Source organism: Streptomyces sp. NPDC013455, assembly GCF_040632975.1.
Classification (GTDB): Bacteria; Actinomycetota; Actinomycetes; order Streptomycetales; family Streptomycetaceae; genus Streptomyces.
In genome coordinates this window covers 119197-145238 of record NZ_JBEYCX010000001.1, presented here as the reverse complement: position 1 = coordinate 145238, position 26042 = coordinate 119197, and the positions used below count along the sequence as shown (strand labels likewise).

The 26042-nt window shown below is 73.8% G+C and carries 29 protein-coding genes; 19 read left to right on the top strand and 10 right to left on the bottom strand.

What is annotated here, in order from left to right; translation table 11 throughout:
• Positions 1-178 precede the first annotated feature (178 nt).
• Positions 179-1756, bottom strand: a complete 1578-nt coding sequence (locus ABZ576_RS00615; protein ID WP_360734052.1) for an oxidoreductase — start codon at positions 1754-1756, stop codon at positions 179-181.
• Positions 1757-1955: 199 nt separating this feature from the next.
• Between ABZ576_RS00615 and hisD the strand changes: the two genes are divergently transcribed.
• The 8 genes from hisD to hisF are packed head-to-tail and all read left to right on the top strand — an operon-like array spanning position 1956 to position 7687.
• Complete coding sequence (hisD, locus tag ABZ576_RS00610; RefSeq protein ID WP_360734050.1) at positions 1956-3281, top strand: histidinol dehydrogenase; 1326 nt, start codon at positions 1956-1958, stop codon at positions 3279-3281.
• Positions 3278-4402: a histidinol-phosphate transaminase gene (locus ABZ576_RS00605; protein ID WP_360734047.1), complete on the top strand. Its 1125-nt coding sequence runs from the start codon at positions 3278-3280 to the stop codon at positions 4400-4402. Before hisD ends, ABZ576_RS00605 begins: the two co-directional genes overlap by 4 nt.
• Positions 4399-4992 carry an imidazoleglycerol-phosphate dehydratase HisB gene (gene hisB, locus ABZ576_RS00600; RefSeq protein WP_360734044.1) on the top strand — a complete coding sequence of 198 codons (594 nt, stop codon included), beginning with the start codon at positions 4399-4401 and terminating at the stop codon, positions 4990-4992. The genes ABZ576_RS00605 and hisB overlap by 4 nt, the downstream gene beginning before the upstream one ends.
• 3 nt (positions 4993-4995) lie before the next feature.
• Positions 4996-5160 (top strand): hypothetical protein, encoded by a 165-nt coding sequence (locus ABZ576_RS00595; protein WP_360734041.1) that lies wholly within the window; start codon positions 4996-4998, stop codon positions 5158-5160.
• Entirely contained in the window at positions 5151-5807 is a 657-nt protein-coding gene (gene hisH, locus ABZ576_RS00590; RefSeq protein ID WP_360734039.1) for an imidazole glycerol phosphate synthase subunit HisH, read from the top strand. Before ABZ576_RS00595 ends, hisH begins: the two co-directional genes overlap by 10 nt.
• A 3-nt stretch (positions 5808-5810) precedes the next feature.
• Positions 5811-6536 (top strand): bifunctional 1-(5-phosphoribosyl)-5-((5-phosphoribosylamino)methylideneamino)imidazole-4-carboxamide isomerase/phosphoribosylanthranilate isomerase PriA, encoded by a 726-nt coding sequence (gene priA, locus ABZ576_RS00585; protein ID WP_145875170.1) that lies wholly within the window; start codon positions 5811-5813, stop codon positions 6534-6536.
• On the top strand, positions 6533-6925 hold the full coding sequence (locus ABZ576_RS00580; RefSeq protein ID WP_360734036.1) for a RidA family protein: 393 nt from the start codon (positions 6533-6535) through the stop codon (positions 6923-6925). Before priA ends, ABZ576_RS00580 begins: the two co-directional genes overlap by 4 nt.
• A gap of 6 nt (positions 6926-6931) precedes the next feature.
• The gene (gene hisF / locus ABZ576_RS00575; protein ID WP_360734033.1) at positions 6932-7687 is read left to right on the top strand and encodes an imidazole glycerol phosphate synthase subunit HisF; all 756 of its coding nucleotides are present in this window, start codon (positions 6932-6934) and stop codon (positions 7685-7687) included.
• A gap of 68 nt (positions 7688-7755) precedes the next feature.
• Here the strand turns inward: hisF and ABZ576_RS00570 are convergent, their stop codons facing one another.
• Positions 7756-8154, bottom strand: a complete 399-nt coding sequence (locus ABZ576_RS00570; RefSeq protein ID WP_360734030.1) for a VOC family protein — start codon at positions 8152-8154, stop codon at positions 7756-7758.
• A gap of 13 nt (positions 8155-8167) precedes the next feature.
• Positions 8168-8803: a TIGR03085 family metal-binding protein gene (locus tag ABZ576_RS00565; RefSeq protein ID WP_360734027.1), complete on the bottom strand. Its 636-nt coding sequence runs from the start codon at positions 8801-8803 to the stop codon at positions 8168-8170.
• Positions 8804-8921: 118 nt separating this feature from the next.
• Between ABZ576_RS00565 and hisI the strand changes: the two genes are divergently transcribed.
• The 11 genes from hisI (at position 8922) to lgt (ending at position 17739) form a co-directional block, all read left to right on the top strand.
• Positions 8922-9323, top strand: coding sequence for a phosphoribosyl-AMP cyclohydrolase (hisI, locus tag ABZ576_RS00560; RefSeq protein ID WP_360734025.1), 402 nt, complete (start codon positions 8922-8924; stop codon positions 9321-9323).
• 11 nt (positions 9324-9334) lie between these two features.
• Positions 9335-10813 carry an anthranilate synthase component I gene (locus ABZ576_RS00555; RefSeq protein ID WP_360734022.1) on the top strand — a complete coding sequence of 493 codons (1479 nt, stop codon included), beginning with the start codon at positions 9335-9337 and terminating at the stop codon, positions 10811-10813.
• A gap of 51 nt (positions 10814-10864) precedes the next feature.
• Entirely contained in the window at positions 10865-11503 is a 639-nt protein-coding gene (locus tag ABZ576_RS00550) for a TIGR02234 family membrane protein (protein ID WP_360734020.1), read from the top strand.
• A 119-nt stretch (positions 11504-11622) separates the two neighbouring features.
• Positions 11623-11880 (top strand): HGxxPAAW family protein, encoded by a 258-nt coding sequence (locus ABZ576_RS00545; protein ID WP_360734018.1) that lies wholly within the window; start codon positions 11623-11625, stop codon positions 11878-11880.
• A 167-nt stretch (positions 11881-12047) separates the two neighbouring features.
• The gene (locus tag ABZ576_RS00540; protein ID WP_360734015.1) at positions 12048-12479 is read left to right on the top strand and encodes a DUF2752 domain-containing protein; all 432 of its coding nucleotides are present in this window, start codon (positions 12048-12050) and stop codon (positions 12477-12479) included.
• A 134-nt stretch (positions 12480-12613) separates the two neighbouring features.
• Positions 12614-13423 carry an indole-3-glycerol phosphate synthase TrpC gene (gene trpC / locus ABZ576_RS00535; protein ID WP_360734012.1) on the top strand — a complete coding sequence of 270 codons (810 nt, stop codon included), beginning with the start codon at positions 12614-12616 and terminating at the stop codon, positions 13421-13423.
• Positions 13424-13444: 21 nt separating this feature from the next.
• A complete protein-coding gene (locus ABZ576_RS00530; RefSeq protein ID WP_360734009.1) occupies positions 13445-13654 on the top strand; it encodes a hypothetical protein in 210 nt (69 codons plus the stop codon).
• Between the two features lie 68 nt (positions 13655-13722).
• Positions 13723-15006 carry a tryptophan synthase subunit beta gene (gene trpB / locus ABZ576_RS00525; RefSeq protein WP_360734007.1) on the top strand — a complete coding sequence of 428 codons (1284 nt, stop codon included), beginning with the start codon at positions 13723-13725 and terminating at the stop codon, positions 15004-15006.
• On the top strand, positions 15003-15821 hold the full coding sequence (trpA, locus tag ABZ576_RS00520) for a tryptophan synthase subunit alpha (protein ID WP_360734004.1): 819 nt from the start codon (positions 15003-15005) through the stop codon (positions 15819-15821). The genes trpB and trpA overlap by 4 nt, the downstream gene beginning before the upstream one ends.
• A 97-nt stretch (positions 15822-15918) precedes the next feature.
• Complete coding sequence (locus ABZ576_RS00515; protein WP_360734002.1) at positions 15919-16692, top strand: thioredoxin domain-containing protein; 774 nt, start codon at positions 15919-15921, stop codon at positions 16690-16692.
• Between the two features lie 81 nt (positions 16693-16773).
• Positions 16774-17739: a prolipoprotein diacylglyceryl transferase gene (gene lgt, locus ABZ576_RS00510; RefSeq protein WP_360734000.1), complete on the top strand. Its 966-nt coding sequence runs from the start codon at positions 16774-16776 to the stop codon at positions 17737-17739.
• Positions 17740-17828: 89 nt separating this feature from the next.
• Here the strand turns inward: lgt and ABZ576_RS00505 are convergent, their stop codons facing one another.
• From ABZ576_RS00505 to ABZ576_RS00475, 7 genes are read right to left on the bottom strand one after another with little or no spacing between them, the layout of a single operon-like run.
• Positions 17829-18641, bottom strand: a complete 813-nt coding sequence (locus ABZ576_RS00505) for a CoA ester lyase (protein WP_360733998.1) — start codon at positions 18639-18641, stop codon at positions 17829-17831.
• Complete coding sequence (locus ABZ576_RS00500; RefSeq protein ID WP_360733995.1) at positions 18638-19843, bottom strand: CoA transferase; 1206 nt, start codon at positions 19841-19843, stop codon at positions 18638-18640. Before ABZ576_RS00500 ends, ABZ576_RS00505 begins: the two co-directional genes overlap by 4 nt.
• Positions 19840-20733 (bottom strand): ribokinase, encoded by an 894-nt coding sequence (gene rbsK, locus ABZ576_RS00495; RefSeq protein ID WP_360733992.1) that lies wholly within the window; start codon positions 20731-20733, stop codon positions 19840-19842. Before rbsK ends, ABZ576_RS00500 begins: the two co-directional genes overlap by 4 nt.
• The gene (locus ABZ576_RS00490; RefSeq protein WP_360733989.1) at positions 20730-22091 is read right to left on the bottom strand and encodes an ADP-ribosylglycohydrolase family protein; all 1362 of its coding nucleotides are present in this window, start codon (positions 22089-22091) and stop codon (positions 20730-20732) included. Before ABZ576_RS00490 ends, rbsK begins: the two co-directional genes overlap by 4 nt.
• A complete protein-coding gene (locus tag ABZ576_RS00485; protein WP_360733986.1) occupies positions 22079-23281 on the bottom strand; it encodes an ADP-ribosylglycohydrolase family protein in 1203 nt (400 codons plus the stop codon). The genes ABZ576_RS00490 and ABZ576_RS00485 overlap by 13 nt, the downstream gene beginning before the upstream one ends.
• Positions 23282-23289: 8 nt before the next feature.
• Complete coding sequence (locus ABZ576_RS00480) at positions 23290-24420, bottom strand: ADP-ribosylglycohydrolase family protein (RefSeq protein WP_360733984.1); 1131 nt, start codon at positions 24418-24420, stop codon at positions 23290-23292.
• Positions 24417-25952: an ADP-ribosylglycohydrolase family protein gene (locus tag ABZ576_RS00475; RefSeq protein ID WP_360733981.1), complete on the bottom strand. Its 1536-nt coding sequence runs from the start codon at positions 25950-25952 to the stop codon at positions 24417-24419. Before ABZ576_RS00475 ends, ABZ576_RS00480 begins: the two co-directional genes overlap by 4 nt.
• Positions 25953-26042 lie beyond the last annotated feature (90 nt).

Genomic DNA, 26042 nt, shown 5'->3' with positions numbered 1-26042 from the left:
CCGTCCACGGAGCCCCCGGCGGCGTCCACCGTCAGCCCGGCCACAATCCGGCAGCGGCGGCAGCGGCGGCAGCGGCGGCAGCGGCCGGCAGCGGTACCCGCAGTCGCCCCCGCCGCGACGCCCGGCAGCGGTGTCCGCCGTCCGTCGCGGGTCCGCCGGCCCCGAACCGCCCGCTTCGTCAGTTCCGCCGCAGCAGCCGCGTCGCCCCCGCCGCCACCGTCGTCGCCAGGATCCAGCCCAGCAGGATCATCACCGCCGCCAGCCACTGCCAGCCGCCGCGCAGCTGCCACTGGCCGGCCTGGCCGAGGTCGATCACCGGCAGCAGCAGGTCCAGGGTGAACAGCGCCGGGCTCCAGACCGGATGGCCGCCGGGGTTGACCGGCGGGTGGTCCGCGTGCGCGAACGTGAGCGTGCCCGCCGCCCACAGCACCGTCATCCACACCGCCGCCCGGCCCGGCCGGTAGCCGTAGGCGACCGCCAGGTCCTGGACGTACCCCCAGAACTTGCCGGTCAGCGGCAGTGTCTCGCGCCGCCGGCGCTGCTTGGCGAGCAGCACCTCGCGGGCGTCCTCGTCCTCGCCGGCGGCCTTCAGCACCGCGGCCAGCCGCTCGTACGGCTCCGGGGCGTACTCGGCGGTGGCCGCCGCCACCCACTCCAGGCGCTCGGTCAGCGGGAACGGGCCCTTCGGGACCAGGCTCTCGTAGGCGAACCCGCCCATGTGCAGATTGCCCGGCTCCGGCCAGCTGCTCGCGCGGTCCACCAGGTTCACGATCCGCGCCCCGGACAGGACCACCTTGCCGCGCTGCGGCCTGTCCCCGAGGAAGCGCAGTTCCGGTGTCTGCACCCGGCGCAGCGACAGCTCCTGGTCGTCGGCGAGGACGAACCGGGCCCGCTCCAGGTCGACGGCGTCCCCGAACCGCCCGTCGTCCAGCCGTACGCCGCCCCGGCACTCGAAGCGCTGGATGCGCGTGCCGCGCGCGGGTGTGGTGCCGCTCAGCAGCGGACTGCCGACGCCGGCCGGGGTCAGGTACAGCGTGCGCTCGACCGTCATCTGGGGCGCGTTCAGGGCGAACCGGGAGTACGGATTGGCGAGTTTCGCGCCGCGCAGGCTGAGCGAGACACCGATCTGGGCACCGCGCAGGCTCACCTCGCCGTGCGACTCCAGCATCTCCGCCTGGAGGTCCTGGCCGACGGTCATGCCGTCCGCCGCGATCGACCGCCCGCTGCGGTCGCGGTGCGCGATCGCCTGGTTGAGCAGCAGGTCGGTGCCGATGTGCGCGTCCGTCAGCCGGACGCCGCTGCGGAACCGGCAGCGCGGCAGGTGCAGGTCGCCCTCGGTGTGCACCCGGGCCGCCTCCAGGCGGGGCACCGCGCAGTCCACCAGCCGTACGGTCGTGAACCGGGCCTCCGGCAGCCGCACCTCCTCGTCGAAGCGGCAGCCCCGCAGCTCGACATAGGGCGTCACCTGGCCGCCCGCCAGGTCCAGCGAGTCGCTGATCCGCACGCCGACCAGCTTCAGCGCGGACACCCGGCCGGCGAGCGCCGGCGGGCCGTCCAGCAGCAGCCAGGCGACGATGCGGGCCCGCACGGTCCGCTCCGGACCCCAGGGATGCCCGCCGTGCGGATCGTCCACGACGAAGTCGCCGCTGCTCAGGTCGTACACACTGCCGTTGCGGAAGGCCTGCCACATACCCGCCTCGGCCGCGGTCAGGTCGTCCGGCAGGTCCCCGGCGTGGATCCGGGTGCCCTCGGTCACCGCTCTCCTCTCCCGGTTCAGTGGGTTTCACCGGTTTTCGTACAGCCGTTCATGCCCGCTGCGTGACCCCTGGAACACCAAGCGTGAAGGAGATCTTCCGGGTTCCGGCCAGCCTATGTACCAGCCATTGACCCACGTTCTGTATCAGCCATTGATACGCGCGGACGGCCCGCTGCACCGGTCTGAGAGAATTGGGACTGTGATTTCCCGAATCGATCTGCGCGGCGACGCCCTCCCCGAGGGCCCCGCCCTGCGCGACCTGCTGCCCCGAGCCGACTTCGACGTTCAGGCCGCCCTGGAGAAGGTGCGTCCGATCTGCGAAGCCGTGCATCATCGTGGCGACGCGGCGCTGATCGACTTCGCCGAGAAGTTCGACGGAGTACGGCTGGAATCCGTCCGTGTGCCGGCCCGGGCGCTCACCGACGCGCTCGCCGGTCTCGACCCCGCCGTGCGCGCCGCGCTGGAGGAGTCCATCCGCCGCGCCCGCCTGGTCCACCGCGCCCAGCGCCGTACGACGCACACCACGCAGGTCGTGCCCGGCGGCTCGGTGACCGAGAAGTGGGTGCCGGTCGAGCGCGTCGGCCTGTACGCGCCCGGCGGGCGGTCCGTCTACCCGTCGTCCGTGGTCATGAACGTGGTCCCGGCCCAGGAGGCGGGCGTCGAGTCGATCGCGCTGGCCTCGCCGGCCCAGGCCGACTTCGGCGGCCTGCCGCACCCGACGATCCTCGCCGCCTGCGCCCTGCTCGGCGTGGACGAGGTGTACGCGGCCGGCGGTGCCACCGCCGTCGCGATGTTCGCGTACGGCACCGAGTCCTGCCCGCCCGCCAACATGGTCACCGGCCCCGGCAACATCTGGGTCGCCGCGGCCAAGCGCTACTTCACCGGCAGGATCGGCATCGACGCCGAGGCGGGTCCGACCGAGATCGCGATCCTCGCGGACGCCGGCGCCGACCCGGTGCACGTCGCGTCCGACCTGATCAGCCAGGCCGAGCACGACCCGCTGGCGGCGGCGGTCCTGGTCACCGACTCCGTCGAGCTGGCCGACGCGGTGGAGAAGGAGCTGGAGCCGCAGGTCGCGGCCACCCGGCACGTCGACGACCGGATCGTGCCCGCCCTGACGGGCAAGCAGTCCGCGATCGTCCTCGTGGACGGTGTGGAGGAGGGCCTCAGGGTGGTCGACGCCTACGGCGCCGAGCACCTGGAGATCCAGACCGCCGACGCGGCCGCGGTGGCCGACCGGGTGAAGAACGCCGGCGCGGTCTTCATCGGTCCCTGGGCCCCCGTCTCCCTCGGCGACTACGCGGCCGGCTCCAACCACGTGCTGCCCACCGGCGGCTGCGCCTGCCACTCCTCGGGCCTGTCCGTCCAGTCCTTCCTGCGCGGCATCCACATCGTGGACTACACGAAGGACGCGCTCGCCGAGGTCGCCCACCACGTGGTGACGCTGGCGGAGGCGGAGGACCTGCCCGCGCACGGCGCGGCGATCAAGGCGAGGTTCGGCTGGAAGGTACCCGAGAGCAAGTGACCGGCAACCCCTCAGTGTCCCGCTGGGACGAACTCCCCATCCGTGACGAGCTGCGCGGCAAGTCCCCCTACGGCGCCCCCCAGCTCGACGTACCCGTACGGCTGAACACCAACGAGAACCCCTACCCGCTGCCCGAGCCGCTGGTCGAGCGGATCGCGGAGCGGGTGCGGGAGGCCGCCCGCGACCTGAACCGCTACCCCGACCGGGACGCGGTCCAGCTCCGCACCGAACTGGCCGCCTACCTGACCAGGACCGGCGGGTACCCGCTCGGCACCGAGAACGTGTGGGCCGCCAACGGCTCCAACGAGGTCATCCAGCAGCTGCTCCAGACCTTCGGCGGACCGGGCCGTACGGCGATGGGCTTCGAGCCGTCGTACTCGATGCACGCGCTGATCGCGCGCGGCACCGGCACCGGCTGGATCTCCGGCCCGCGCGGCGAGGACTTCTCGATCGACGTCGCCGCCGCCGAGCGGGCCGTCGCCGAACACGAGCCGGACGTCGTTTTCATCACCACCCCCAACAACCCCACCGGCAACGCGGTCCCGGCGGAGACGGTCCTCGCGCTGTACGAGGCGGCCCAGGCGGCCAAGCCGTCGATGGTGATCGTGGACGAGGCCTACGTCGAGTTCAGCCACGGCGACTCGCTCCTGCCGCTGCTGGCGGGACGCCCGCACCTGGTCGTCTCCCGCACGATGTCCAAGGCGTTCGGTGCGGCGGGCCTGCGCCTGGGCTACCTCGCCGCCGACCCCGCCGTCGTGGACGCCGTCCAGCTGGTCCGGCTGCCGTACCACCTGTCGGCGATCACCCAGGCGACCGCCCTGGCCGCCCTGGAGCACACCGACACGCTGCTGGGGTACGTCGAGCAGCTGAAGTCCGAGCGCGACCGGCTGGTCGCCGAGCTGCGCGCGATCGGCTACGAGGTCACCGAGTCCGACGCCAACTTCGTCCAGTTCGGACGGTTCGAGAACACCCACGACACCTGGCGGAAGATCCTCGACCGGGGCGTCCTGGTCCGGGACAACGGCGTACCGGGATGGCTGCGGGTGTCCGCCGGCACCCCGGAGGAGAACGACGCGTTCCTCGACGCGGTCCGTGAAGTGAAGAAGGAGCTTGAGCGATGAGCCGCATGGGACGCGTGGAGCGCACCACCAAGGAGACCTCGGTGCTGGTCGAGATAGACCTCGACGGTACCGGGCGGACCGACATCGCCACCGGCGTCGGCTTCTACGACCACATGCTCGACCAGCTCGGCCGGCACGGTCTGTTCGACCTGACCGTGAAGACCGACGGCGACCTGCACATCGACTCCCACCACACCATCGAGGACACCGCCCTCGCGCTGGGCGCCGCCTTCCGGCAGGCGCTCGGCGACAAGGTGGGCATCTACCGCTTCGGCAACTGCACGGTCCCGCTGGACGAGTCCCTCGCCCAGGTCACCGTCGACCTCTCCGGCCGCCCCTACCTCGTGCACACCGAGCCCGAGAACATGGCGCCGATGATCGGCGAGTACGACACGACGATGACCCGGCACATCCTGGAGTCCTTCGTCGCCCAGGCGCAGATCGCGCTGCACGTGCACGTGCCGTACGGGCGCAACGCGCACCACATCGTGGAGTGCCAGTTCAAGGCGCTGGCCCGGGCGCTGCGGTACGCCTCCGAGCGCGACCCGCGCGCGGCCGGCATCCTCCCGTCGACGAAGGGCGCGCTGTAACCCATGAACGGTCTGTCGACCCTGCTGATCGTCGTCGGTCTCTTCCTGGTCGGCGGCATCATCTCCTTCGTCAAGCAGAAGATGCCCACGAGCCTGATCGTGCTGCTCTCGTTCGGCGCCGCCCTGTGCCTGGTGGCGGGCGTCATGCGGCTGGAGGTGTGGAGTTGAGCACCGCGTCCACGAACAAGAAGGTCGTCGTCTTCGACTACGGCTTCGGCAACGTCCGCTCCGCCGAACGCGCCCTCGCGCGCGTGGGCGCCGACGTCGAGATAACGCGCGACTTCGACAAGGCGATGAACGCCGACGGCCTGCTCGTCCCGGGCGTCGGGGCCTTCGCCGCCTGCATGGAGGGCCTGCGCGCCGCCCGGGGCGACTGGGTGGTGGACCGCCGGCTGTCCGGCGGGCGCCCGGTGATGGGCATCTGCGTCGGCATGCAGATCCTCTTCGCGCGCGGCATCGAGCACGGCGTGGAGGCCGAGGGCCTGGACGAGTGGCCCGGCAGCGTCGAGCCGCTCCGGGCCGACATCGTGCCGCACATGGGCTGGAACACCGTCGACGCCCCGGCCGGCTCGCAGCTGTTCGCGGGCCTGGACGCCGACGCCCGCTTCTACTTCGTGCACTCCTACGCCGTCCGCGAGTGGACCCTCCAGACCCACAACCCGGTGATCGAGGCCCCCAAGGTCACCTGGTCGACGCACGGCGAGCCGTTCGTGGCCGCCGTGGAGAACGGCGCCCTGTGGGCCACCCAGTTCCACCCCGAGAAGTCCGGCGACGCCGGCGCCCAGCTCCTCACCAACTGGATCGGAACCCTGTAGACCATGGCCAAGCTCGAACTCCTCCCCGCCGTCGACGTCCGCGACGGCCAGGCCGTCCGCCTCGTGCACGGCGAGTCCGGGACCGAGACCTCCTACGGCTCCCCGCTGGAGGCCGCCCTCGCCTGGCAGCGCTCCGGCGCCGAGTGGCTGCACCTGGTCGACCTGGACGCGGCCTTCGGCACGGGCGACAACCGTGAGCTGATCGCCGAGGTCGCGCGGGCGATGGACATCAAGGTGGAGCTGTCCGGCGGCATCCGCGACGACGACACCCTCGCCGCCGCCCTCGCCACCGGCTGCACCCGCGTGAACCTCGGCACCGCCGCCCTGGAGACCCCCGAGTGGGTCGCCAAGGTCATCGCCGAGCACGGCGACAAGATCGCGGTCGGCCTGGACGTGCGCGGCACGACCCTGCGCGGCCGCGGCTGGACCCGTGACGGCGGCGACCTCTACGAGACGCTGGAGCGCCTCGACAAGGAGGGCTGCGCCCGCTACGTCGTCACCGACATCGCCAAGGACGGCACCCTCCAGGGCCCGAACCTGGAGCTGCTGCGCAACGTCTGCGCGGTGACGGACCGCCCGGTCGTGGCCTCCGGCGGCGTGTCGTCGCTGGACGACCTGCGCGCCATCGCCGAGCTGGTACCCCTCGGTGTCGAGGGCTCCATCGTCGGGAAGGCCCTGTACGCGAAGGCGTTCACCCTGGAAGAGGCCTTGGAGGCTGTGTCGTCATGAGCGAAGCCGTACGGCGCGTACAGAGCGGAAGTCCCTGGGAAGACAGTTTCGGCTCCGCACGCGCCGTCGCGGCGGGTGACCGCGTGCTGGTGGGCGGCACGACGTCCTTCAAGGGCACCGTGCTGTACGGGGAAGGCGACCCGTACGAGCAGGCGAAGGTGGCGTTCACCAGCGCGGTCGAGGCGATCGGCGCGTTCGGGCTCGGCATCGGGTCCGTGATCCGCACGCGGATGTTCCTCACCCATGTGCGGGACGTGGACGCGGTGGGCCGGGCGCACAAGGAGTTCTTCGACTCCGTGCGCCCTGTCTCGACGCTGCTGGTCGTGGAGGGATTCGTCGATCCGCGGATCCTGGTCGAAGTGGAACTAGAAGCATTCAGAGGAGCCTGAGCAGTCATGACCCTGGCGGTCCGAGTCATCCCCTGCCTGGACGTGGACAACGGCCGGGTCGTCAAGGGCGTCAACTTCCAGAACCTGCGCGACGCGGGCGACCCCGTCGAGATGGCCAAGGTGTACGACGCCGAAGGCGCCGACGAGCTGACGTTCCTGGACATCACCGCGTCCTCCGGCAACCGGGAGACGACGTACGACGTGGTGCGCCGCACCGCGGAGCAGGTGTTCATCCCGCTGACGGTCGGCGGCGGCGTCCGCACGGCCGAGGACGTGGACAAGCTGCTGCGGGCGGGCGCCGACAAGGTGGGCGTCAACACGGCGGCCATCGCGCGCCCCGAGCTGATCCGTGAGATCGCCGAGCGTTTCGGCCGCCAGGTCCTGGTCCTGTCGGTCGATGCCCGCCGCACCCCGGAGGGCACCTTCGAGGTCACCACCCACGGCGGCCGGCGCGGCACCGGCATCGACGCGGTGGAGTGGGCGCACCGGGCGGCCGAGCTGGGCGCGGGCGAGATCCTGCTGAACTCCATGGACGCCGACGGCACGAAGGACGGCTACGACCTGGAGATGATCGCCGCGGTCCGCAAGCACGTGACCGTCCCGGTGATCGCGTCCGGCGGCGCCGGCAAGCTGGCCGACTTCCCGCCGGCCGTCGCGGCGGGGGCGGACGCGGTGCTGGCCGCGTCGGTGTTCCACTTCGGCGACCTGCGGATCGGCGAGGTCAAGCAGACACTGCGCGAGGCGGGACACCCGGTCAGGTAGCGGGGCCCCGCCGGGTGGCACCGGCCCCGCGCGGCGGACCCCGCCGGACGGGACCGGCCCGCCGGGCCTCACTCCTTCGGCTGCACCAGCTGCACCAGGTTGCCCACCGTGTCCTCGAACACGGCCGCCAGCACCGGGCCCTGCTCCTGCGGGGGGTGTGTGAACCGCACACCCCGGCCGGTCAGCCGCTCGTACGCTCCCGGCAGGTCGTCGACGGAGAACACGATGCACGGCAGCCCGGCCTCGTACAGCGCCCGGCGGTACGGCTCCGCGATCGGGCCCTCACCGGGCTCAAGCAGCAGCTCCAGGTCCGGCTGGGCCCCCTGCGGCGCCCCGACCGTGACGAAGAGCGTGCCGTCGCCGAGATCCATGTGCGTGCGGGTCTCGAAGCCGAGGACGTCGGTGTAGAAGGCGTGGGCCCGGGCCACGTCGTCGACGTACACGCTGGTCATCGCAACCTTGATCACGGCGGGTGTCCTCTCAGATGCCCAGCTGTTTGCTCTCGTGCAGTTGCTCGATCGCGTCCGCGTCCCCGTCCAGCTGTACCTTGGCCGCGTTCTGCCGACCGTACGCGAACATCAGCAGTTCCGACGGCTCGCCGGTCACCGTGACCACCGGGGTGCCCCGGTGCGCCACCACCGTCTGGCCGTCGGGGCGGCGCAGCACCAGACCCGTCGGCACACCCCTACCCATCAGCCGCGCGGCGCGCTCCAGCCGCGACCACAGCGCGTCCTGGAAGACCGGGTCCAGCTCGCGCGGGCTCCAGTCCCGCTGGGCGCGGCGGACGTCCTCCGTGTGGACGTAGAACTCGACGATGTTGGCCGCCTCGTCCACCTGCTTGAGCTGGAAGGGCGAGAAGCGCGGCGGGCCGGTACGGATCAGCTGGATCAGCTCCTCGTACGGCTTGGCGGTGTACTCGGCCATCACCTTCTCCAGGCGCGGCACGAGCTGTTTGATCAGTGTGCCCCCCGCCGCGTCCGGGCGGCGTTCGCGCACGACCACGTGCGCGGCCAGGTCCCGGGTCCGCCAGCCGGTGCAGAGCGTCTCCGCGTCCGGACCGGCGGTCTCCAAGAGGTCGGCGAGCAGCAGCCGTTCACGCTTGGCAAAGGTCGACATGCGGTCAGCCTACGACCACGTCGACGGCCCGGCCCAGCGGGCACCGGCCGTCCGGCTCCCTCGTCCGCCCCGTGGACGCGGACCGTCACCACCGGTCGCGCGCGGCACAATGGCACCCATGACCAGTACGACCGGTGCCCCCCGGCCCAGCAGCCTCGACCCGGAGATCGCCGCGCGGCTCAAGCGCAGCGCCGACGGCCTCCTGCCCGCCATCGCCCAGCAGTACGACACCGGCGAGGTGCTCATGCTCGGCTGGATGGACGACGAGGCGCTGCACCGGACGCTGACCACCGGCCGCTGCACCTACTGGTCGCGCAGCCGCCGGGAGTACTGGGTCAAGGGCGACACCTCCGGCCACCTCCAGTGGGTGAAGTCGGTCGCGCTGGACTGCGACGCCGACACGCTGCTCGTCAAGGTCGACCAGGTGGGCGCCGCCTGCCACACCGGCGCCCGCACCTGCTTCGACGCCGACGTCCTGCTGAAGGACGCCGGTTCCGGTCCCGCCCCGTCCGGTCAGTAAGGTCAGCGGTCATGGACCTAGAGACCTTCCGCAAGCTGGCCGCGGACCGCCGTGTCATCCCGGTCACGCGCAAGCTGCTCGCCGACGGCGACACCCCGGTCGCGCTCTACCGCAAGCTCGCCGCCGAGCGCCCGGGCACCTTCCTGCTGGAGTCCGCGGAGAACGGGCGGTCCTGGTCCCGGTATTCCTTCGTCGGGGTCCGCAGCGACGCCACCCTGACCGCGCGGGACGGACAGGCCCACTGGCTCGGCACCCCGCCGGTCGGCGTCCCCACGGACGGCGACCCCCTCGCGGCCCTGCGCACCACCCTCCAGGTCCTGCACACGCCGAACCAGGAGGGTCTGCCGCCCTTCACCGGCGGCATGGTCGGCTACCTGGGCTACGACATCGTCCGCCGCCTGGAGAAGATCGGCCCCGGCGAGCGGGACGACCTCCGGCTGCCCGAGCTGACCATGCTCCTCACCAGCGACCTCGCGGTGATGGACCACTGGGAGGGCTCCGTCCTGCTGATCGCCAACGCGATCAACCACAACGACCTGGACACGGGCGTCGACGAGGCCTACGCGGACGCCGTGGCCCGCCTGGACGCCATGGAGGCGGACCTCTCCCGACCCGTGGTCCAGCCCCCGGCACACCTCCCGCCCTCCGAGCTGCCCGAGTACACCGCCCGGTGGGGCGGCCCCGACTTCCAGCGGGCCGTCGAGGACGTCAAGGAGCGCATCCGCGCGGGCGAGGCGTTCCAGGTGGTGCCCTCCCAGCGCTTCGAGACCCCGTGCACGGCGAGCGCCCTGGACGTCTACCGGGTGCTGCGGGCCACCAACCCGTCGCCGTACATGTACCTGTTCCGCTTCGACGGCTTCGACGTCGTCGGCTCCTCCCCGGAAGCGCTGGTCAAGGTCGAGGACGGGCGCGCGATGGTGCACCCGATCGCCGGCACCCGGCACCGCGGGGCCACCCCGCAGGAGGACCAGGCCCTCGCCGAGGAGCTGCTCGCCGACCCCAAGGAGCGCGCCGAGCACCTGATGCTGGTCGACCTCGGCCGCAACGACCTCGGCCGGGTCTGCGAGCCCGGCTCGGTCGAGGTGGTCGACTTCATGTCCGTCGAGCGCTACTCGCACGTGATGCACATCGTCTCCACCGTCACCGGGAAGGTGGCCGCCGGCCGCACGGCGTTCGACGTGCTCACCGCCTGCTTCCCGGCGGGCACCCTCTCCGGCGCGCCCAAGCCCCGGGCCATGCAGATCATCGACGAACTGGAGCCCTCCCGGCGCGGCCTGTACGGCGGCTGCGTGGGCTACCTGGACTTCGCCGGCGACTCCGACACCGCGATCGCCATCCGTACGGCGCTGCTCCGCGACGGCACGGCCTACGTCCAGGCCGGAGCCGGTGTCGTCGCCGACTCCGATCCGGTCGCCGAGGACCAGGAGTGCCGCAACAAGGCGGCGGCGGTGCTGCGGGCGGTGCACACGGCGAACCGCCTGGAGCGGTAGGACGCTCCTCACGACACCCCGGGTGCCGGTTCGCCCGGGGTTCAGGCGATAGTGGAGTACGTGACTGCCGTACCTCACCCCCGTTCCGAAGCCGCCGCGCCCGCCCGGTCCGGCCGGCGGAGCCTCGCCGTGGCCCTCCTGTGCGGCGCGCTCGGCGCGGCCGTGTCGCTGCTCGCCACCCGGCAGCGCTGGGCGGAGGGCACCGCCACGGTGGCCGGCGGCGCGTTCCCGCTGACCGCCAGGGGCAGCGATGTCACGGGCGTCCCCGCGGCCCTCGCCATAGTGGGCCTCGCCGCGCTCGTCGCCGTCTTCGCCGTCCGCCGGGCCGGCCGCCTCGCCGTCTCGGCGCTGCTCGCGCTCTCCGGTGCCGGCATCGTCGCCGCGGCCCTGGTGAGCGCCACCGACGGCTCCGCGCTGGACGAGAAGGCCGCCCAGGCGAGCGGCGACACCTCCGCCACGGTCCACGCGCTCACCCACACCGGCTGGCCCTACGTGGCGGCCGCCGGCGGCCTGCTGCTCCTGCTCGCCGGCCTGCTCGCGCTGCGCTACGGCCGTCAGTGGCCCGCCATGTCCGGCCGCTACGAGCGCGGCACCGCCCGCCCGCGCCGCACGGCCCGGCCCGCCGACCCGGAGCGTCCCGAGGAGCTCTGGAAGGCCCTGGACCGCGGCGAGGACCCGACCGGCGCCTGAACCGCCCCCGGTGTGGTGAAACAGACGCCACCCCCGCGCCGGGCACGCGTACGCGTACGGGACAATGGACGGCGAGCGTCCGGCTCGTACGACACACAGACAGCAACGAGGAGCAAGTCATGGCGGGCAGCAGCCACGGTCACACCCCGGCCGCCTGGACCGGTGTCATCATCGCCTTCATCGGTTTCTGCGTCGCGGGTGCCTTCATGGTGATGGCCCAGCCCGTCGGCTTCTGGGCCGGCATGGCCCTCACCCTCCTCGGTGGTGTGGTCGGCGCCGTCATGCGCGCCATGGGCCTCGGCCAGCCGAAGCAGGCCCGGTCCCTGCCGCACACCGCTCCCGCGGCCACGCGCGAGCCGGTGACCGCGGAGGGCTGAGCCCCGGGTTTCCCGCGAGGGGCGGCCCGCACCGTTCGTGGTGCGGGCCGCCCCTCGCGTCGCGTCGCGGCAGGCGCCGCCGCGGACCGCACCCCGCGTCGCGGCACGGCGCGGCCGGCCGCGGCCGTGAGCGGGCGGGCCGGCGGACGGCGGTGCAGAATGCCCGCGTGAACGCCTACAGCCGTCCGGTCGAGCAGGCCGTCCCCGTCCACCGGCGGCTCGCCGTACCCGTGGGGCTCCTCGCGGCCGTCGCCGGAGCCTTCGGTTACGTCGGTGCCGTCGACCCGAACGAGCCCGGCCACTACCCCGGCTGCCCCCTGTACCAGCTCACCGGCCTGTACTGCCCCGGCTGCGGCGGACTGCGCAGCGCGCACGCCTTCGTCCACGGCGACCTCCTCACCGCCCTGCGCGACAACGCGCCGGCCGTGGCCGCCTACCTGGGCTTCGCCGTGCTGTGGACCGTCTGGGTGGTCCGCGCGGGGCGCGGCCGGCCGCTGCGGATCGCGCTCGGTCCGGCCGGACTGTGGACCGCAGGCGTGCTGCTGCTGGTGTTCACCGTCGTCCGGAACCTGCCGTTCGGTGGCTGGCTCCACCCTTGATCGAATAGCGAATGTCCAGGTAGTGGGACCGGCGTCCGCCGGATGCGAAGCCTCGGGGCTGCTGCGGATACCATCGCAGTGACCACAGGTTCACGGAACCTGAAGGAACAACCGTCTGAAAGGGGGCCGCTCGCGTGAGTGTGCTCGACGAGATCATCGACGGAGTCCGTGCCGACCTCGCGGAGCGGCAGGCACGCGTCAGCCTCGACGAGCTCAAGGAGCGTGCGGCCAAGGCCCCCGCCGCCAAGGACGGGGTGGCCGCGCTCAAGGGCGACGGCGTCAAGGTGATCTGCGAGGTCAAGCGCTCCAGCCCCTCCAAGGGCGCGCTGGCCGCGATCGCCGATCCGGCCGGACTGGCCGCGGACTACGAGGCGGGCGGCGCGGCCGTCATCTCCGTCCTCACCGAACAGCGCCGCTTCGGCGGCTCGCTGGCCGACCTGGAGGCGGTCCGCGCGCGGGTCGACATCCCGGTCCTGCGCAAGGACTTCATCGTCACGTCGTACCAGCTGTGGGAGGCCCGGGCGTACGGCGCCGACCTCGCGCTGCTGATCGTGGCCGCCCTGGACCAGTCGGCCCTGGAGTCGCTGATCGAGCGGGCGGTCTCCATCGGCCTGACCCCCCTGGTCGAGGTGCACGACGAGGACGAGGTCGAGCGTGCGGTGGACGCGGGCGCCAAGATCATCGGTGTCAACGCGCGCAACCTGAAGACCCTGGAGGTCGACCGCGGCACGTTCGAGCGGGTCGCCCCGGAGATCCCGGGCCACATCGTCAAGGTCGCCGAGTCCGGCGTCCGCGGCCCGCACGACCTGATCGCCTACGCCAACGCCGGCGCCGACGCGGTGCTGGTCGGCGAGTCCCTGGTCACCGGCCGCGACCCGAAGGCGGCGGTCGCCGACCTGGTCGCCGCGGGCGAACACCCGGCACTGCGCCACGGGCGGGGCTGAACACCGGTAGGCTGACCGACGATGACCACCCACACCCTGCCGACCCGGGACCCGTACGCCCGCCTCGCGCGCGGCTGCCGGCCCCGAGGCTGCCGTGCCCCGGCCCGCCGGGTCCACGGCCGCAGGGTGCGGTATGTCATCGGTGACGAACCGGGACAGGTCAACGGACGCCGATGGCAGCGCGCCCCGAAGGGGCGCGGGGAACTGCGCGACCAGCCACACACGGCCTGAGGTCGAACGACAAGCTCCGCCCCCACGGCGATCAGTGTTTCTTCACCGCACTCACCGTGAGGTTTGGCATGCCAAGCGAGTTCTTCATCCCTGACCCGGAGGGCCAGGTCCCCACTGCCGAGGGCTACTTCGGCGCGTTCGGCGGCACGTTCATCCCGGAGGCCCTCGTGGCCGCCGTGGACGAGGTCGCCGTCGAGTACGACAAGGCCAAGCAGGACCCCGAGTTCGCCCGGGAACTCGACGACCTGCTGGTGAACTACACCGGCCGTCCCAGCGCCCTCACCGAGGTGCCGCGCTTCGCCGAACACGCCGGTGGCTGCCGCGTGTTCCTCAAGCGCGAGGACCTCAACCACACCGGCTCACACAAGATCAACAACGTGCTCGGCCAGGCCCTGCTCACCAAGCGCATGGGCAAGACCCGCGTCATCGCCGAGACCGGCGCCGGCCAGCACGGCGTCGCCACCGCCACCGCCTGCGCGCTGTTCGGCCTCGACTGCACCATCTACATGGGCGAGGTCGACACCGAGCGCCAGGCCCTCAACGTCGCCCGGATGCGCATGCTCGGCGCCGAGGTCGTCGCCGTGAAGTCCGGCAGCCGCACCCTCAAGGACGCCATCAACGAGGCGTTCCGGGACTGGGTCGCCAACGTCGACCACACGCACTACCTGTTCGGCACCGTCGCCGGCCCGCACCCCTTCCCGGCCATGGTCCGCGACTTCCACCGGGTCATCGGCGTCGAGGCCCGCCGGCAGCTGCTGGAGCGCGCCGGCCGGCTTCCCGACGCGGCCGTCGCCTGCGTCGGCGGCGGCTCCAACGCCATCGGCCTCTTCCACGCCTTCATCCCCGACGAGGGGGTCCGCCTGATCGGCTGCGAGCCCGCGGGACACGGCGTCGAGACCGGCGAGCACGCGGCCACCCTCACCGCCGGCGAGCCCGGCATCCTGCACGGCTCCCGGTCGTACGTCCTGCAGGACGACGAGGGCCAGATCACCGAGCCGTACTCGATCTCGGCCGGCCTGGACTACCCGGGTGTCGGACCGGAGCACTCCTACCTGCGCGACTCCGGCCGCGGTGAGTACCGCGCGGTCACCGACGACGCGGCCATGCAGGCCCTGCGCCTGCTGTCGCGCACCGAGGGCATCATCCCGGCCATCGAGAGCGCGCACGCGCTGGCCGGCGCCCTGGAGGTCGGCCGGGAACTGGGCCGCGACGGCCTGGTCGTCGTCAACCTGTCCGGCCGGGGCGACAAGGACATGGACACGGCCGCCCGCTACTTCGGCCTGTACGACACCGACGCCGAGGTGGCGGCCACCCAGGCCGACACCGCCGAGATCGAGGGGGACGCCAAGTGAGCGGGAAGGTCCAGCTGCTGAACGACACCCTCGCCGCCGCCAGGGCCGAGGGCCGCTCCGCGCTCATCGCCTACCTCCCGGCCGGCTTCCCGACCGTGGACGGCGGCATCGAGGCGATCAAGGCCGTCTTCGACGGCGGTGCCGACATCGTCGAGGTCGGACTGCCGCACAGCGACCCGGTGCTCGACGGCCCGGTCATCCAGACCGCCGACGACATCGCGCTGCGCGGCGGGGTGAGGATCGCCGACGTCATGCGGACGGTCCGGGAGGCGCACCAGGCCACCGGGAAACCGGTGCTCGTCATGACGTACTGGAACCCCATCGACCGCTACGGCGTGGAGCGCTTCACCGCCGAGCTGGCCGAGGCGGGCGGCGCGGGCTGCATCCTGCCCGACCTGCCGGTGCAGGAGTCGGCCCTGTGGCGGGAGCACGCCGCGAAGCACGGCCTCGGTACCGTCTTCGTCGTCGCCCCCAGCAGCAAGGACGAGAGGCTCGCCGAGATCACCGCGGCGGGCAGCGGATTCGTCTACGCCGCCTCGCTCATGGGTGTCACCGGCACCCGCGAGTCGGTCGGCGAGCAGGCCCAGGACCTGGTCCGGCGCACCCGCGCCACCGGCACCGAGCTGCCCGTCTGCGTCGGTCTCGGCGTCTCCAACCAGGCCCAGGCCGCCGAGGTCGCCGGCTTCGCCGACGGGGTCATCGTCGGTTCGGCGTTCGTCAAGCGGATGCTGGACGCCCCGGACCACGCCGCCGGCCTCGCGGCCGTCCGCGAGCTGGCCGGGGAGCTGGCGAAGGGCGTGCGCGGGCAGGCGTAACCGCCTGTGATGTCCTGTATCAGGCGATTCGGTCACTCGAACGGGTGGACCTCGGGCCGGGGAGGCGCGCTGCGCCTCCCCGGTTCGTTCTGGGGGTGTGAGCGAGAAGAACCGTGACGGAAAGCGCACCGCCCGGGAGCGGCTGGCGGTCGAGCGCGAGAAGCAGAAGGCCGCGGAGAAGCGACGGCGGGCGCTGATCGTGGGCGCGAGCGTCGTCTGCGTCCTGGGCCTCGCGGCGGTGATCGGCGTGGTCGCCGCGAACGCCGGCAAGGACAAGGGCGACAAGGCCGGCCCGGTCGTGGCCCCCTCGGGCGCGCAGGGCAAGGACAGCCTCGCGATCCCGGTCGGCAAGGACGGCGCCAAGTCGACGCTCACCGTCTGGGAGGACTTCCGCTGCCCGGCCTGCCAGTCCTTCGAGCTGGCGTACCGGCCGACCCTCCACGAACTGGCCGACGCCGGCAAGCTCAAGATCGAGTACCACCTGGTCCGGCTGATCGACGGCAACCTCGGCGGCAGCGGCTCGCTGCGCTCCGCCAACGCCGCCGCCTGTGCCCAGGACGCCGGGAAGTTCCGCGACTACCACGACGTGCTGTACGCGAACCAGCCCAAGGAGACCGACGACGCCTTCGGCGACGACGCCAAGCTGATCGCGCTGGCCGGCAAGGTGCGGGGCCTGGACACCCCGGCCTTCCGCAAGTGCGTCGAGAACGGCACCCACAACAACTGGGTGGACAAGTCCAACCAGGCGTTCCGGGCCGGCGGTTTCAACGGCACGCCCACCGTGCTGTTCGGCGGCAAGAACATCTACCAGGACCAGACGATGACCCCGGCCAAGCTCAAGGAGATGGTGGAGGCGGCCGACCGCGGGTGAGCGTTTCCCACACCCCGTTATGGACCCGTAGCCGGGCTGCCTGCCGTCCCCGCGGCCCGGCACGGTAGCGTCGGACTTGCCATGAACCTTGCCTACATCCCCAGCCCGTCGCACGGGGTGCTGTACCTCGGCCCCATCCCGCTGCGCGGCTACGCCTTCTGCATCATCATCGGCGTCTTCGTTGCCGTCTGGCTCGGCAACAAGCGCTGGATCGCCCGCGGCGGGCAGTCCGGCACCGTCGCCGACATCGCCGTCTGGGCCGTGCCCTTCGGCCTGGTCGGCGGCCGGCTCTACCACGTGATCACGGACTACGAGCTGTACTTCAGCGAGGGCCGTGACTGGGTGGACGCCTTCAAGGTGTGGGAGGGCGGCCTGGGCATCTGGGGCGCGATCGCGCTCGGCGGGCTCGGCGCGTGGATCGGCGCGCGGCGCCGGGGCGTGCCGATGCCCGCGTACGCCGACGCCGTCGCCCCCGGTATCGCCTTCGCGCAGGCCATCGGCCGCTGGGGCAACTGGTTCAACCAGGAGCTGTACGGCCGCGAGACCGACCTGCCCTGGGCGCTGCACATCACCTCCTCCGAGGGCGGCCGGGTGCCGGGCCACTACCACCCGACCTTCCTCTACGAGTCCCTGTGGTGCATCGGCGTGGCCCTGCTGGTCATCTGGGCGGACCGCCGCTTCAGGCTGGGCCACGGCCGGGCGTTCGCCCTGTACGTCGCCGCCTACTGCGTGGGCCGCGGCTGGATCGAGTACCTGCGGGTGGACGACGCCCACCACATCCTGGGTCTCCGCCTCAACGTCTGGACCGCGGCCGTCGTGTTCCTGCTGGCGGTGCTGTACATCGTGGTGTCGGCGCGGAAGCGGCCGGGACGGGAGGAACTCGTCGAGCCGGGTGCGCCGGGTGCGCCGGGCGTCTCGGGCGGTGCGGCCGGCGAGGTCTCCGACGGTACGGCCGGGGACGAGGAGGCCGCCGCCGCGGGCGAGGAGAAGGCCGGGGTCTCCGACCGGGCCCCCAAGGACGAGGCGGAGTCGGCCAAGAAGAGCTGACCGCCGCCGGTCAGGCGATGGACGAGGGCGCCCGGAGGACTCCGGGCGCCCTCGCCGTCCCCGGGGGCGCGGCGGCGACCGCCGGCCTCCTAGGTCCGGCCCGCCAGCGACAGGGTGCGCCGGGCCATCGCCACCACCGCCGCGTCGATGAAACGGCCGTCGGGCAGGGCCTGGGCGCCTTCGTTCGCCGACGCCGCCTTGATGATCGTCTCGGCGTGTTCGAGCTCCGCGTCCGTGGGCAGATAGGCCCGCTCGATCACCGGCAGCTGCCGGGGATGGATCGCGGCGCGGCCCAGGAACCCGAGGGCGCGGCCGTGGGCGCAGGAGGCGGACAGGCCGTCCAGGTCACGGATGTCCGGGTAGACCGTCTGCGGCGGCGGGGCGAGGCCCGCCGCGCGGGCGGCGAGGACCACCCGGGAACGCGGCCAGTCCAGGCCCGCCTCGGCCCGTACCCCGAGGTCGGCCCGGAGGTCCGCCTCGCCCAGGGCGATGCCCCGCAGCGCCGGGTGGGCGGTGGCGATGCCGTAGGCGTGCTCGACCGCGAGAGCGGACTCCAGGAGCGCGTACAGGGGGACCGGGGTGACCACGGCGACCTGCCGCACCTGCTCCGGCGCCGACACCTTCGGCAGCCGCAGCCCGGACAGGCCCGGGAGGCCGGCCACGGCGGCGAGGTCGGCGGCGGACCAGGGGCTGTCCAGCGCGTTGACGCGGACGTGCACCGGTACCGGCTGGGGCTCGGTGAGGAGTTCCGCGGTGGCCGCGCGGGCGTGCTCCTTGCGGTCCTGGGCGACCGCGTCCTCCAGGTCGATCACCACGACGTCGGCGCCCGCGGCCAGGGCCTTGGCCACCACGTGCGGGCGGTCGCCGGGGACGTAGAGCCAGGTGAGCGGGGTGCGGGTCACAGGGCGCCCTCCGCGTGCAGGGCCGCGAGCTCGGCCGGGGTCAGGCCCAGCTCCGTGAGCACGGCCTCGGTGTCGGCGCCGTGCGGGCGGCCGGCCCAGCGGATCTCGCCGGGGGTGGCGGACAGCCGGAAGAGCACGTTCTGCATGCGCAGCGGTCCCAGCTCCGGGTCGTCGACGGTGGTGACCGTGTCCAGGGCCTGGTACTGGGGATCGGTCATGACGTCCCGCACGTCCTGGACCGGAGCGGCCGCGGCCTCCGCCTTCTCGAAGGCGGCCAGCACCTCGGTGCGGGTGCGGGCGGCGATCCACGAGCCGACCGCCTCGTCCAGGACGTCGGCGTGCGCGGCCCGGCCCGCGCCGGTGGCGAACCACGGCTCCCCGGCCAGTTCCGGGCGGCCGACCAGCCGCAGCACCCGTTCGGCGACCGACTGCGCAGAGGTGGAGACGGCGACCCAGGAGCCGTCGGCGGTGCGGTAGGTGTTGCGCGGGGCGTTGTTCGCGGACCGGTTCCCGGTGCGTTCCTGCACGTAGCCGAGCTGGTCGTACCAGGTCGGGTGCGGGCCGAGGACCGACAGGATCGGCTCGATGATCGCCATGTCCACGACCTGCCCGGTGCCGGTGTGCCGGCGGGCGGCCAGCGCCGTCAGTACGGCGTACGCGGTGGCCAGGCCCGCGACCGAGTCGGCGAGGCCGAACGGCGGCAGCGTCGGCGGTGCGTCCGGCTCGCCGGTGACCGCCGCGAAGCCGCTCATCGCCTCGGCCAGGGTGCCGAACCCGGGCCGGTGCGCGTACGGGCCGGTCTGGCCGAAGGCGGTGACCCGGGCGAGGACCAGCCGGGGGTTGGCCGCCGACAGCTCCGGCCAGCCGAGCGACCACTTCTCCAGGGTGCCGGGCCGGAAGTTCTCGATCACCACGTCGGCGGTGCCGGCGAGCCGCAGCAGGGTGGCGCGGCCGCCGGGAGTGGACAGGTCGAGGGTGACGGTGCGCTTGTTGCGGCCGAGCACCTTCCACCACAGGCCGACGCCGTCCCGGGCCGGGCCGTGGCCCCGGGAGGGGTCGGGCCGCCGGGGGTGCTCCACCTTGATCACCTCGGCGCCGAAGTCACCGAGCAGCGTGGCGGCCATCGGCCCGGCGAAGAGGGTCGCCAGGTCCAGCACGCGCAGGCCGGCCAGGGCCGGGGGCGTCCGTGTCGTCGTACTCATGCGCTGTACTGGGCCTCGATCTCCGGGCGGTACGGCATGGACGCCGACGCCCCGGCCCGCTGGACGGAGAGCGCCGCGGCGGCGGCCGCCCAGGACAGGGCCTCCCGCACCGGCTTCTCCTCGGCGAGGGCCACGGCGAGCGCGCCGACGAAGGTGTCGCCCGCGCCCGTCGAGTCCACGGCGGTCACGCGGGGTGCGGGGACCACGAGCGGTCCGGCACCGCGGGTCAGGTACAGGCAGCCCGTCGCACCCAGGGTGACGGCGACCTCCGGCACCAGATCGAGCAGGGCGGCCGCCGCCTCCCGCGGGTCGGTGCGGCCGGTCAGCGTGACCGCCTCGTACTCGTTGGGCACCAGCAGGTCGGTGGCGGCGAGGAGTTCCGGCGGCAGCGGCTGGGCCGGGGACGGGGTCAGCACCGTACGGACGCCGTGCCGGCGGGCCGCTTCCGCGCCCGCGACGACGGCCGCCAGCGGGATCTCCAGCTGGAGCAGCAGCGCGTCGGCGGTGGCGATCACCCCCTCGTCGCCCGGGGAGAGGTGGTCGACGGTGCCGTTCGCGCCGGGGATCACGACGATCGCGTTGCCGCCCTCCTCGTCCACCACGATGTGCGCGGTGCCGGAGGGACCCTCCACCGTGCGCAGGAAGTCGGTGTCCACGCCCGAGTGTTCGAGGGTGTCGCGCAGCCGCAGGCCGAAGGCGTCGTTGCCGACCGCGCCGATCATCGAGACGGTGGCGCCGGCGCGGGCCGCGGCGATCGCCTGGTTGGCGCCCTTGCCGCCGGGGATCGTACGGAACTCCCGCCCGGTCACGGTCTCCCCGCGCTGCGGGGCCTTGGCGACATAGGTGACGAGGTCCATGTTCGTGCTGCCGAGGACGGCGATGTGGGTCATGAGCGCGTGGCCTCCCGGTGGGTGAGGTGGGCGAGGGTGTCGAAGCCGGTGCCGTTGAAGTCGGCCACGGTGGTGGCGAGCCGGTTCTTCAGCGGGTTGCGCCAGCGCTCGGGGAGCGCGGCCGGGGTGCCGGCGAGGAGTCCGGCGATGCTGCCGGCGGTGGCCCCGTTGGAGTCGGTGTCCCAGCCACCCGAGACGGCACGGCAGACGGAGCCGCTGAAGTCGCCGTCGGCGTGGGTGAGGGCGGCGGCGATCAGGGCGGTGTTGGGCAGGGCGTGCACCCAGTGGTGGGCGGGGCCGTGGACCGCGTGCAGCTCGTCCACGACGTCGTCGAAGTCGCGGGTGTGCGCGGCCAGTCGGACGGCGTGGTCGAGCGCCGCGGCCAGCCGGGAGCGGGCCGGGACCACCGCGCGGCCGGTGCGCAGGCAGGCGTGGACGTCCTGCGTGCCGGTGGCGGCCGCGGCGATCGTGGCGGCCGCGAACATCGCCGCGTAGACGCCGTTGGCGGTGTGGGTGAGGACCGCGTCGCGGTGCGCCTGCGCGGCCGCGGCGGCCGGGTCGCCGGGGTTGGTCCAGCCGTGCACGTCGGCGCGGATCAGCGCGCCGATCCACTCGCGGAACGGGTTGCGGTGGCGGGCCGTGTGCGGGGGTTCGATGCCGCACAGGAGGTTGCGGTGGGCGACGCGCTCGGCGGTGAAGGTGCGGCCGGGCGGCAGTTCGTCCAGCCAGAGCCGTGCCACGTCGTCGGTGCCGAAGTGCTTCCCGTGGCGCTGGAGCAGCAGGAGGTTGAGGAGCGGGTAGTTGAGATCGTCGTCCTCGGGCATGCCGTCGATGTTCTCGGCGAGGGAGGTGGCCGCCGAGCGGCGGTTCCAGGGATGCGCCTCCAGCAGCTCCGGCGGGACGCCCCGCGCGGTGAAGTAGCCGGTCAGCGGCCAGTCGCCGGCGGCCCGGGCCAGCGCGCGGATGCCGTCGAGCGGCAGTTTCTCGACGGGCTTGCCGAGCAGGCAGCCGATGGCCCGGCCCAGCCAGGCGGCCTCCAGGGCGCGCGGGTGGGGTGCCGTGCCGGACCGCGCGGCGGGCCAGTCGGGGCAGGCCGCTTCGATCGCGGCCAGGTCCGTCGGCTCGTCGTCGGCCAGCGTGCTGGGCAGGTCGGCGAGTTCGTCCAGCAGGTCCTCGGCGAGCAGGCGCAGGTAGCGGGAGGGGCGGTGCGCGGACGCGCCCGCCCGCTCCGGGGCGTCCGGGCCGCCCGCCGCCCGCCAGCGCGCCTCCACCGCCGACGGCTCCCGCCCGTCCAGCCTGGCCTGGCGCAGCTCGTGGCCCAGCAGGTCCTCCGGCTGGACCCAGGTCAGTCGGAGCACGGCCGGCCTCCGAGCGCGAGGAACGCCTCCTCGTGGGCGCGCCGGCGGCGGACGTCCCGGTCGAAGACTTCGGCCGCGACCCCGGTGAGCGTGCGGGCGGGCTCCCACAGGTCCAGTCGGCTGGCGTCCGCGACCGTCTTCGCCCACTCCTCGGGGACCGGCGAGCCGAGCGCGCCCGCGAGGGCGCCGGCCATCGTCGCGATCGAGTCGCAGTCCCGGCCGTAGTTGACCGAACCGAGCACGGCGTGCCGGTAGTCGCCGCCGGAGACGACCAGCATGCCGAGCGCGATGGGCAGTTCCTCGATCGAGTGCAGCCGGGAGGGGCGCCGGGCGGCGAGGGAGGGGGCGCGGTAGTCCGGGCCGACGGTGTCGTAGGGGGCCACCGCCGCGCGCAGCGGGGCGAGCGCCGACTCGAAGTCCCGGAACCCGGCGGCGACTTCGCACACCGTCTCGATCGCCGCGCGGGTGCCGTCCTTCGCCAGGGACAGGCAGACCGCCACGACCGAGTCCGGGGTCGCACCGGGTGCGGTGGCGGCGGCGACGGCGGCCGCGAACACACCGGCCGCCTCACGGCCGTACGACGACTGGTGCGCGCCGGCGACGTCCAGCGCCTCGGCGTAGGCGGCGGCCGGGTGGGCCGCGTTGACCAGGCCGACCGGGGCCATGTACATCGCGGCACCGCAGTTGACGATGTTGCCGACGCCGGCCTCCCGGGGGTCGGCGTGGCCGTAGGCCAGCCGGGCCACCAGCCACTTCTCGGCGAGGAAGAGGCGGTGCAGGGGCAGGGCCTCGGCCTCCAGTTCCGGGATCCAGCGCGGGGTGGTCATCAGGTCCGGGACGAGGTGCTCGGCGATCGCGTACGCGTCCAGGTGGTCGCGGACGCGGTCGTAGACCCGCACCAGGGCGTGGGTCATCAAGGTGTCGTCGGTGACGTGGCCGTCGCCCTTGTGGTACGGGGCGATGGGGCGGGCGGTGCGCCAGGCGTCACCGTGCCAGGGGCCGACGACACCGCGCACCCGGCCGCCGTGGCGCTCGGCGATCCGGTCGGGGGAGTAGCCCTCGACCGGACCGCCGAGGGCGTCACCGACAGCGGCGCCGACGAGGGCGCCGGTGATCCGCTCCGCGAGACCGTGGGGAGCCGGCCGGCTGCTTTCTTCTTGTTCGGGTCCTTTGGACTCCTTGGGCGTCATGCCCCGAATCATCCTCCTGGACGGGCCGGTTGTGCGGCTTCCAGGAGTCCGGCGAGTTCCACCAGGTCGGTGCCGGTGAGACGGGGCAGGGTGCAGCCGGGCAGGATGCGGCAGGCGTCCCGCCAGGCCTGCGGGACGGCCCCGCCGCCACCGAGTGCGCCGGTGAGCGCGCCCGCGAGGGCGGGGGCGGAGTCGGCGACCCGGGACAGGCAGGCGGCGGCCGGTACGGCCTCGGCGATCCGGCCCCGGGCGGCGGTGGCGAGCGCGAGGGCGACCGGGACGGTCTCGGCGGCGGCGACGCCGTAGCTGTAGACGTGGTCGACGATCTGGTGCTCCAGGAGCGGTACGAGGGCGAAGGCGCAGTCGCCGCCCTCGGTCAGGGCGAGGGCGTGGCGGGTGTTGCGGCCGATCTCCGTGTCCGCCGGGAGTTCGGCGAGCGCGGCGGTCACGCAGGTGTCCGTGTCCGCACCGGCGAGGGCGAGCGAGAGGGCCGCCGCCATGGCCCGCGCGCCGTGCACGCCGTCGCCGTCCTGGGTGTAGCGGGCGTCGAACTCCGCGAGGTCGGCGGCCTCTTGCGGGTCGCCGGGGTGGGCCACGGCGAGGACGCAGGCGCGCACGCAGGCCGCGTCGTCGAAGTAGTGCGGGTTGTCGTGGCCGGTGGCGGGCGGGCGCAGACCGGTGGCGAGGTTGCCGAGGCCGGTACGGACGGAGATGCGGGCGCGCAGGGGGAGCACGGCGGACTCGATCTCCGGGGCGCGCTCCGCTGCGGCGGCGACCTCGCAGGCCACGGCGGTCCAGGTGAGGTCGATGGCGGCGCGCATGCGGCGGGCTCGGCTGAGGTCGCCGAGGGCGTCGTCGTCGCCGGCCCGCAGGACCGCCTCCGCGGCGAACACCGCCCATTCGGCGTCGTCGGAGGGACCGAGGCGCAGGGGTTCGGGGGGCTGGTTGAGGGCGATGGGCACCGGGAGCGTGGTGGTGGCGTTCTGCTCGGCGAAGGTGTCCAGTTCCCGGGTGAGGCGGCGGGTCCACTCGGGCATCCGGGCGGCGCGGTGGCGCGCGGCGGGCCAGCCGGCGGCGTCCCCCGCGGCGAGGCCGAGGAGGAGCCCCTCGATACGGCGCGGCGGCCGCACCCCGCTCATGACCGCCCCTCACCGTCCGGACCCCCGGCGCTCCCCGCCCCGACCAGCGGACCCGGCCCGGCGGGCGGGGCGCCGGCCGGTGGGGATGGGAGGGGTTCGGCGGAGGGGGTGCCGGCCGGTGGGGGTGGGAGGGGTTCGGCGGAGGGGGTGCCGGCCGGTGGGGGTGGGAGGGGTTCGGCAGGTGGGGCGGTGGCGGGCAGGGGTGCGAGGGGTGCGGCGGGTGGGGCGGTGGCGGGCAGGGAGGTGCAGGGTTCGGCGGAGGGGGTGCCGGCGGGCAGGGAGGTGCAGGGTTCGGCGGAGGGGGTGCCGGCGGGCAGGGGCGGGAGGGGTGCCGCGACGCTCACGGTGCCATCGCCGGCCTCGCATCCCTCACCGGCCCCGTAAGTCGCAGCGGCCTCGAATCCATCACCGGCCTCGTATACCTCGGCGACCTCGAATACCTCAGCGGCGTTGTGGATTTCACCGGCCTCGTACACCTCACCGATCTCGTACACCTCACCGGCCTCGCCACCCCTACTTCCGCCCCCGCCCTCGCGCGCCGCGCCGACCAGCAGATCCGCCACCTCCAGGACGTGGTGCCCGGCCATGGAGGGCAGGCAGCGGCCTCGGACGGGGCCGATCGCCGCCGCCCAGGCCGGGGGGATGGCCGAGACGCCCTGGGTGGCGCCGGCGAGCGCGCCGGCCACCGCCGCCGTGGTGTCCGCGTCGCGGCCCATGTTGACGGCGGTGAGCACCGCCTCCCGGAAGTCGCCGTCGGCCGCCGCGTACGCGCCGAAGGCGAGGGCGACCGCCTCGGGGGCCAGGTCCGTCCACGGGTAGCCGCCGATGACGACCGCGGAGCGGACCGCGCGTTCGCCGCGGTGGGCCACGGCCACCGCGCGCCGCAGGGAGCGGGCCGTCCAGGAGTCGTCCGGGACGACCGCGAGGGCCGCGGCGATCACCACCGGCACCGGAGCACCGGTCATGGCCGCGGCCACCCCGGCCGCGACGGCCTGACCGCCGTAGATTCCCTCGCCCTCGTGGCTCACCGAACCGTCGACGGCCACCAGACGGGCCGCCTCCGTCGGGCGTCCGGCCGCGAAGACGCCGAAGGGCGCCGCCCGCATGGCGAGGCCGTCGCTCCAGGCGTGGCGGTGCTGGGCGGAGATGGGGGCGGCCAGGCCCCGGCGGAGGTTCTCCAGGGTGCCGCGCTCGCTGAAGCCCGCGCCGCGGAAGGGGCCCTCGGCCCGGTCGGCGATCCACTCGTGCCAGGCCGCCTCCACGTCCGCCGGGGTGAGTGCCGAGCCGTGCCGGGCCAGCAGCAGCCCGGAGAAGATCGCGTACTCGGTGTCGTCCGTGCCGCACGGCTGCTCGGCGACGTACCCGGTGATCCGCCCCCAGCGGGCCCGGATCTCGGACGGCCGGAGGTTCTCCGCGGGTGCTCCCAGCGCGTCCCCGACGGCCAGGCCGAGCAGCGCACCGCGGGCCCGCGCACGGAGTCCGGCGGCGCCCCCCGGGGCCGGGACCGGGGGAGTGCAGGCGATCGATGCCATGGGCGGCCTCCTTCGGCGGGGTCGCTCGGGACCCTTTCCCGATGTGTCCCACGAGAGCCGTCCGGGCGAGCCTGGGGCGGGCCGGTGTCA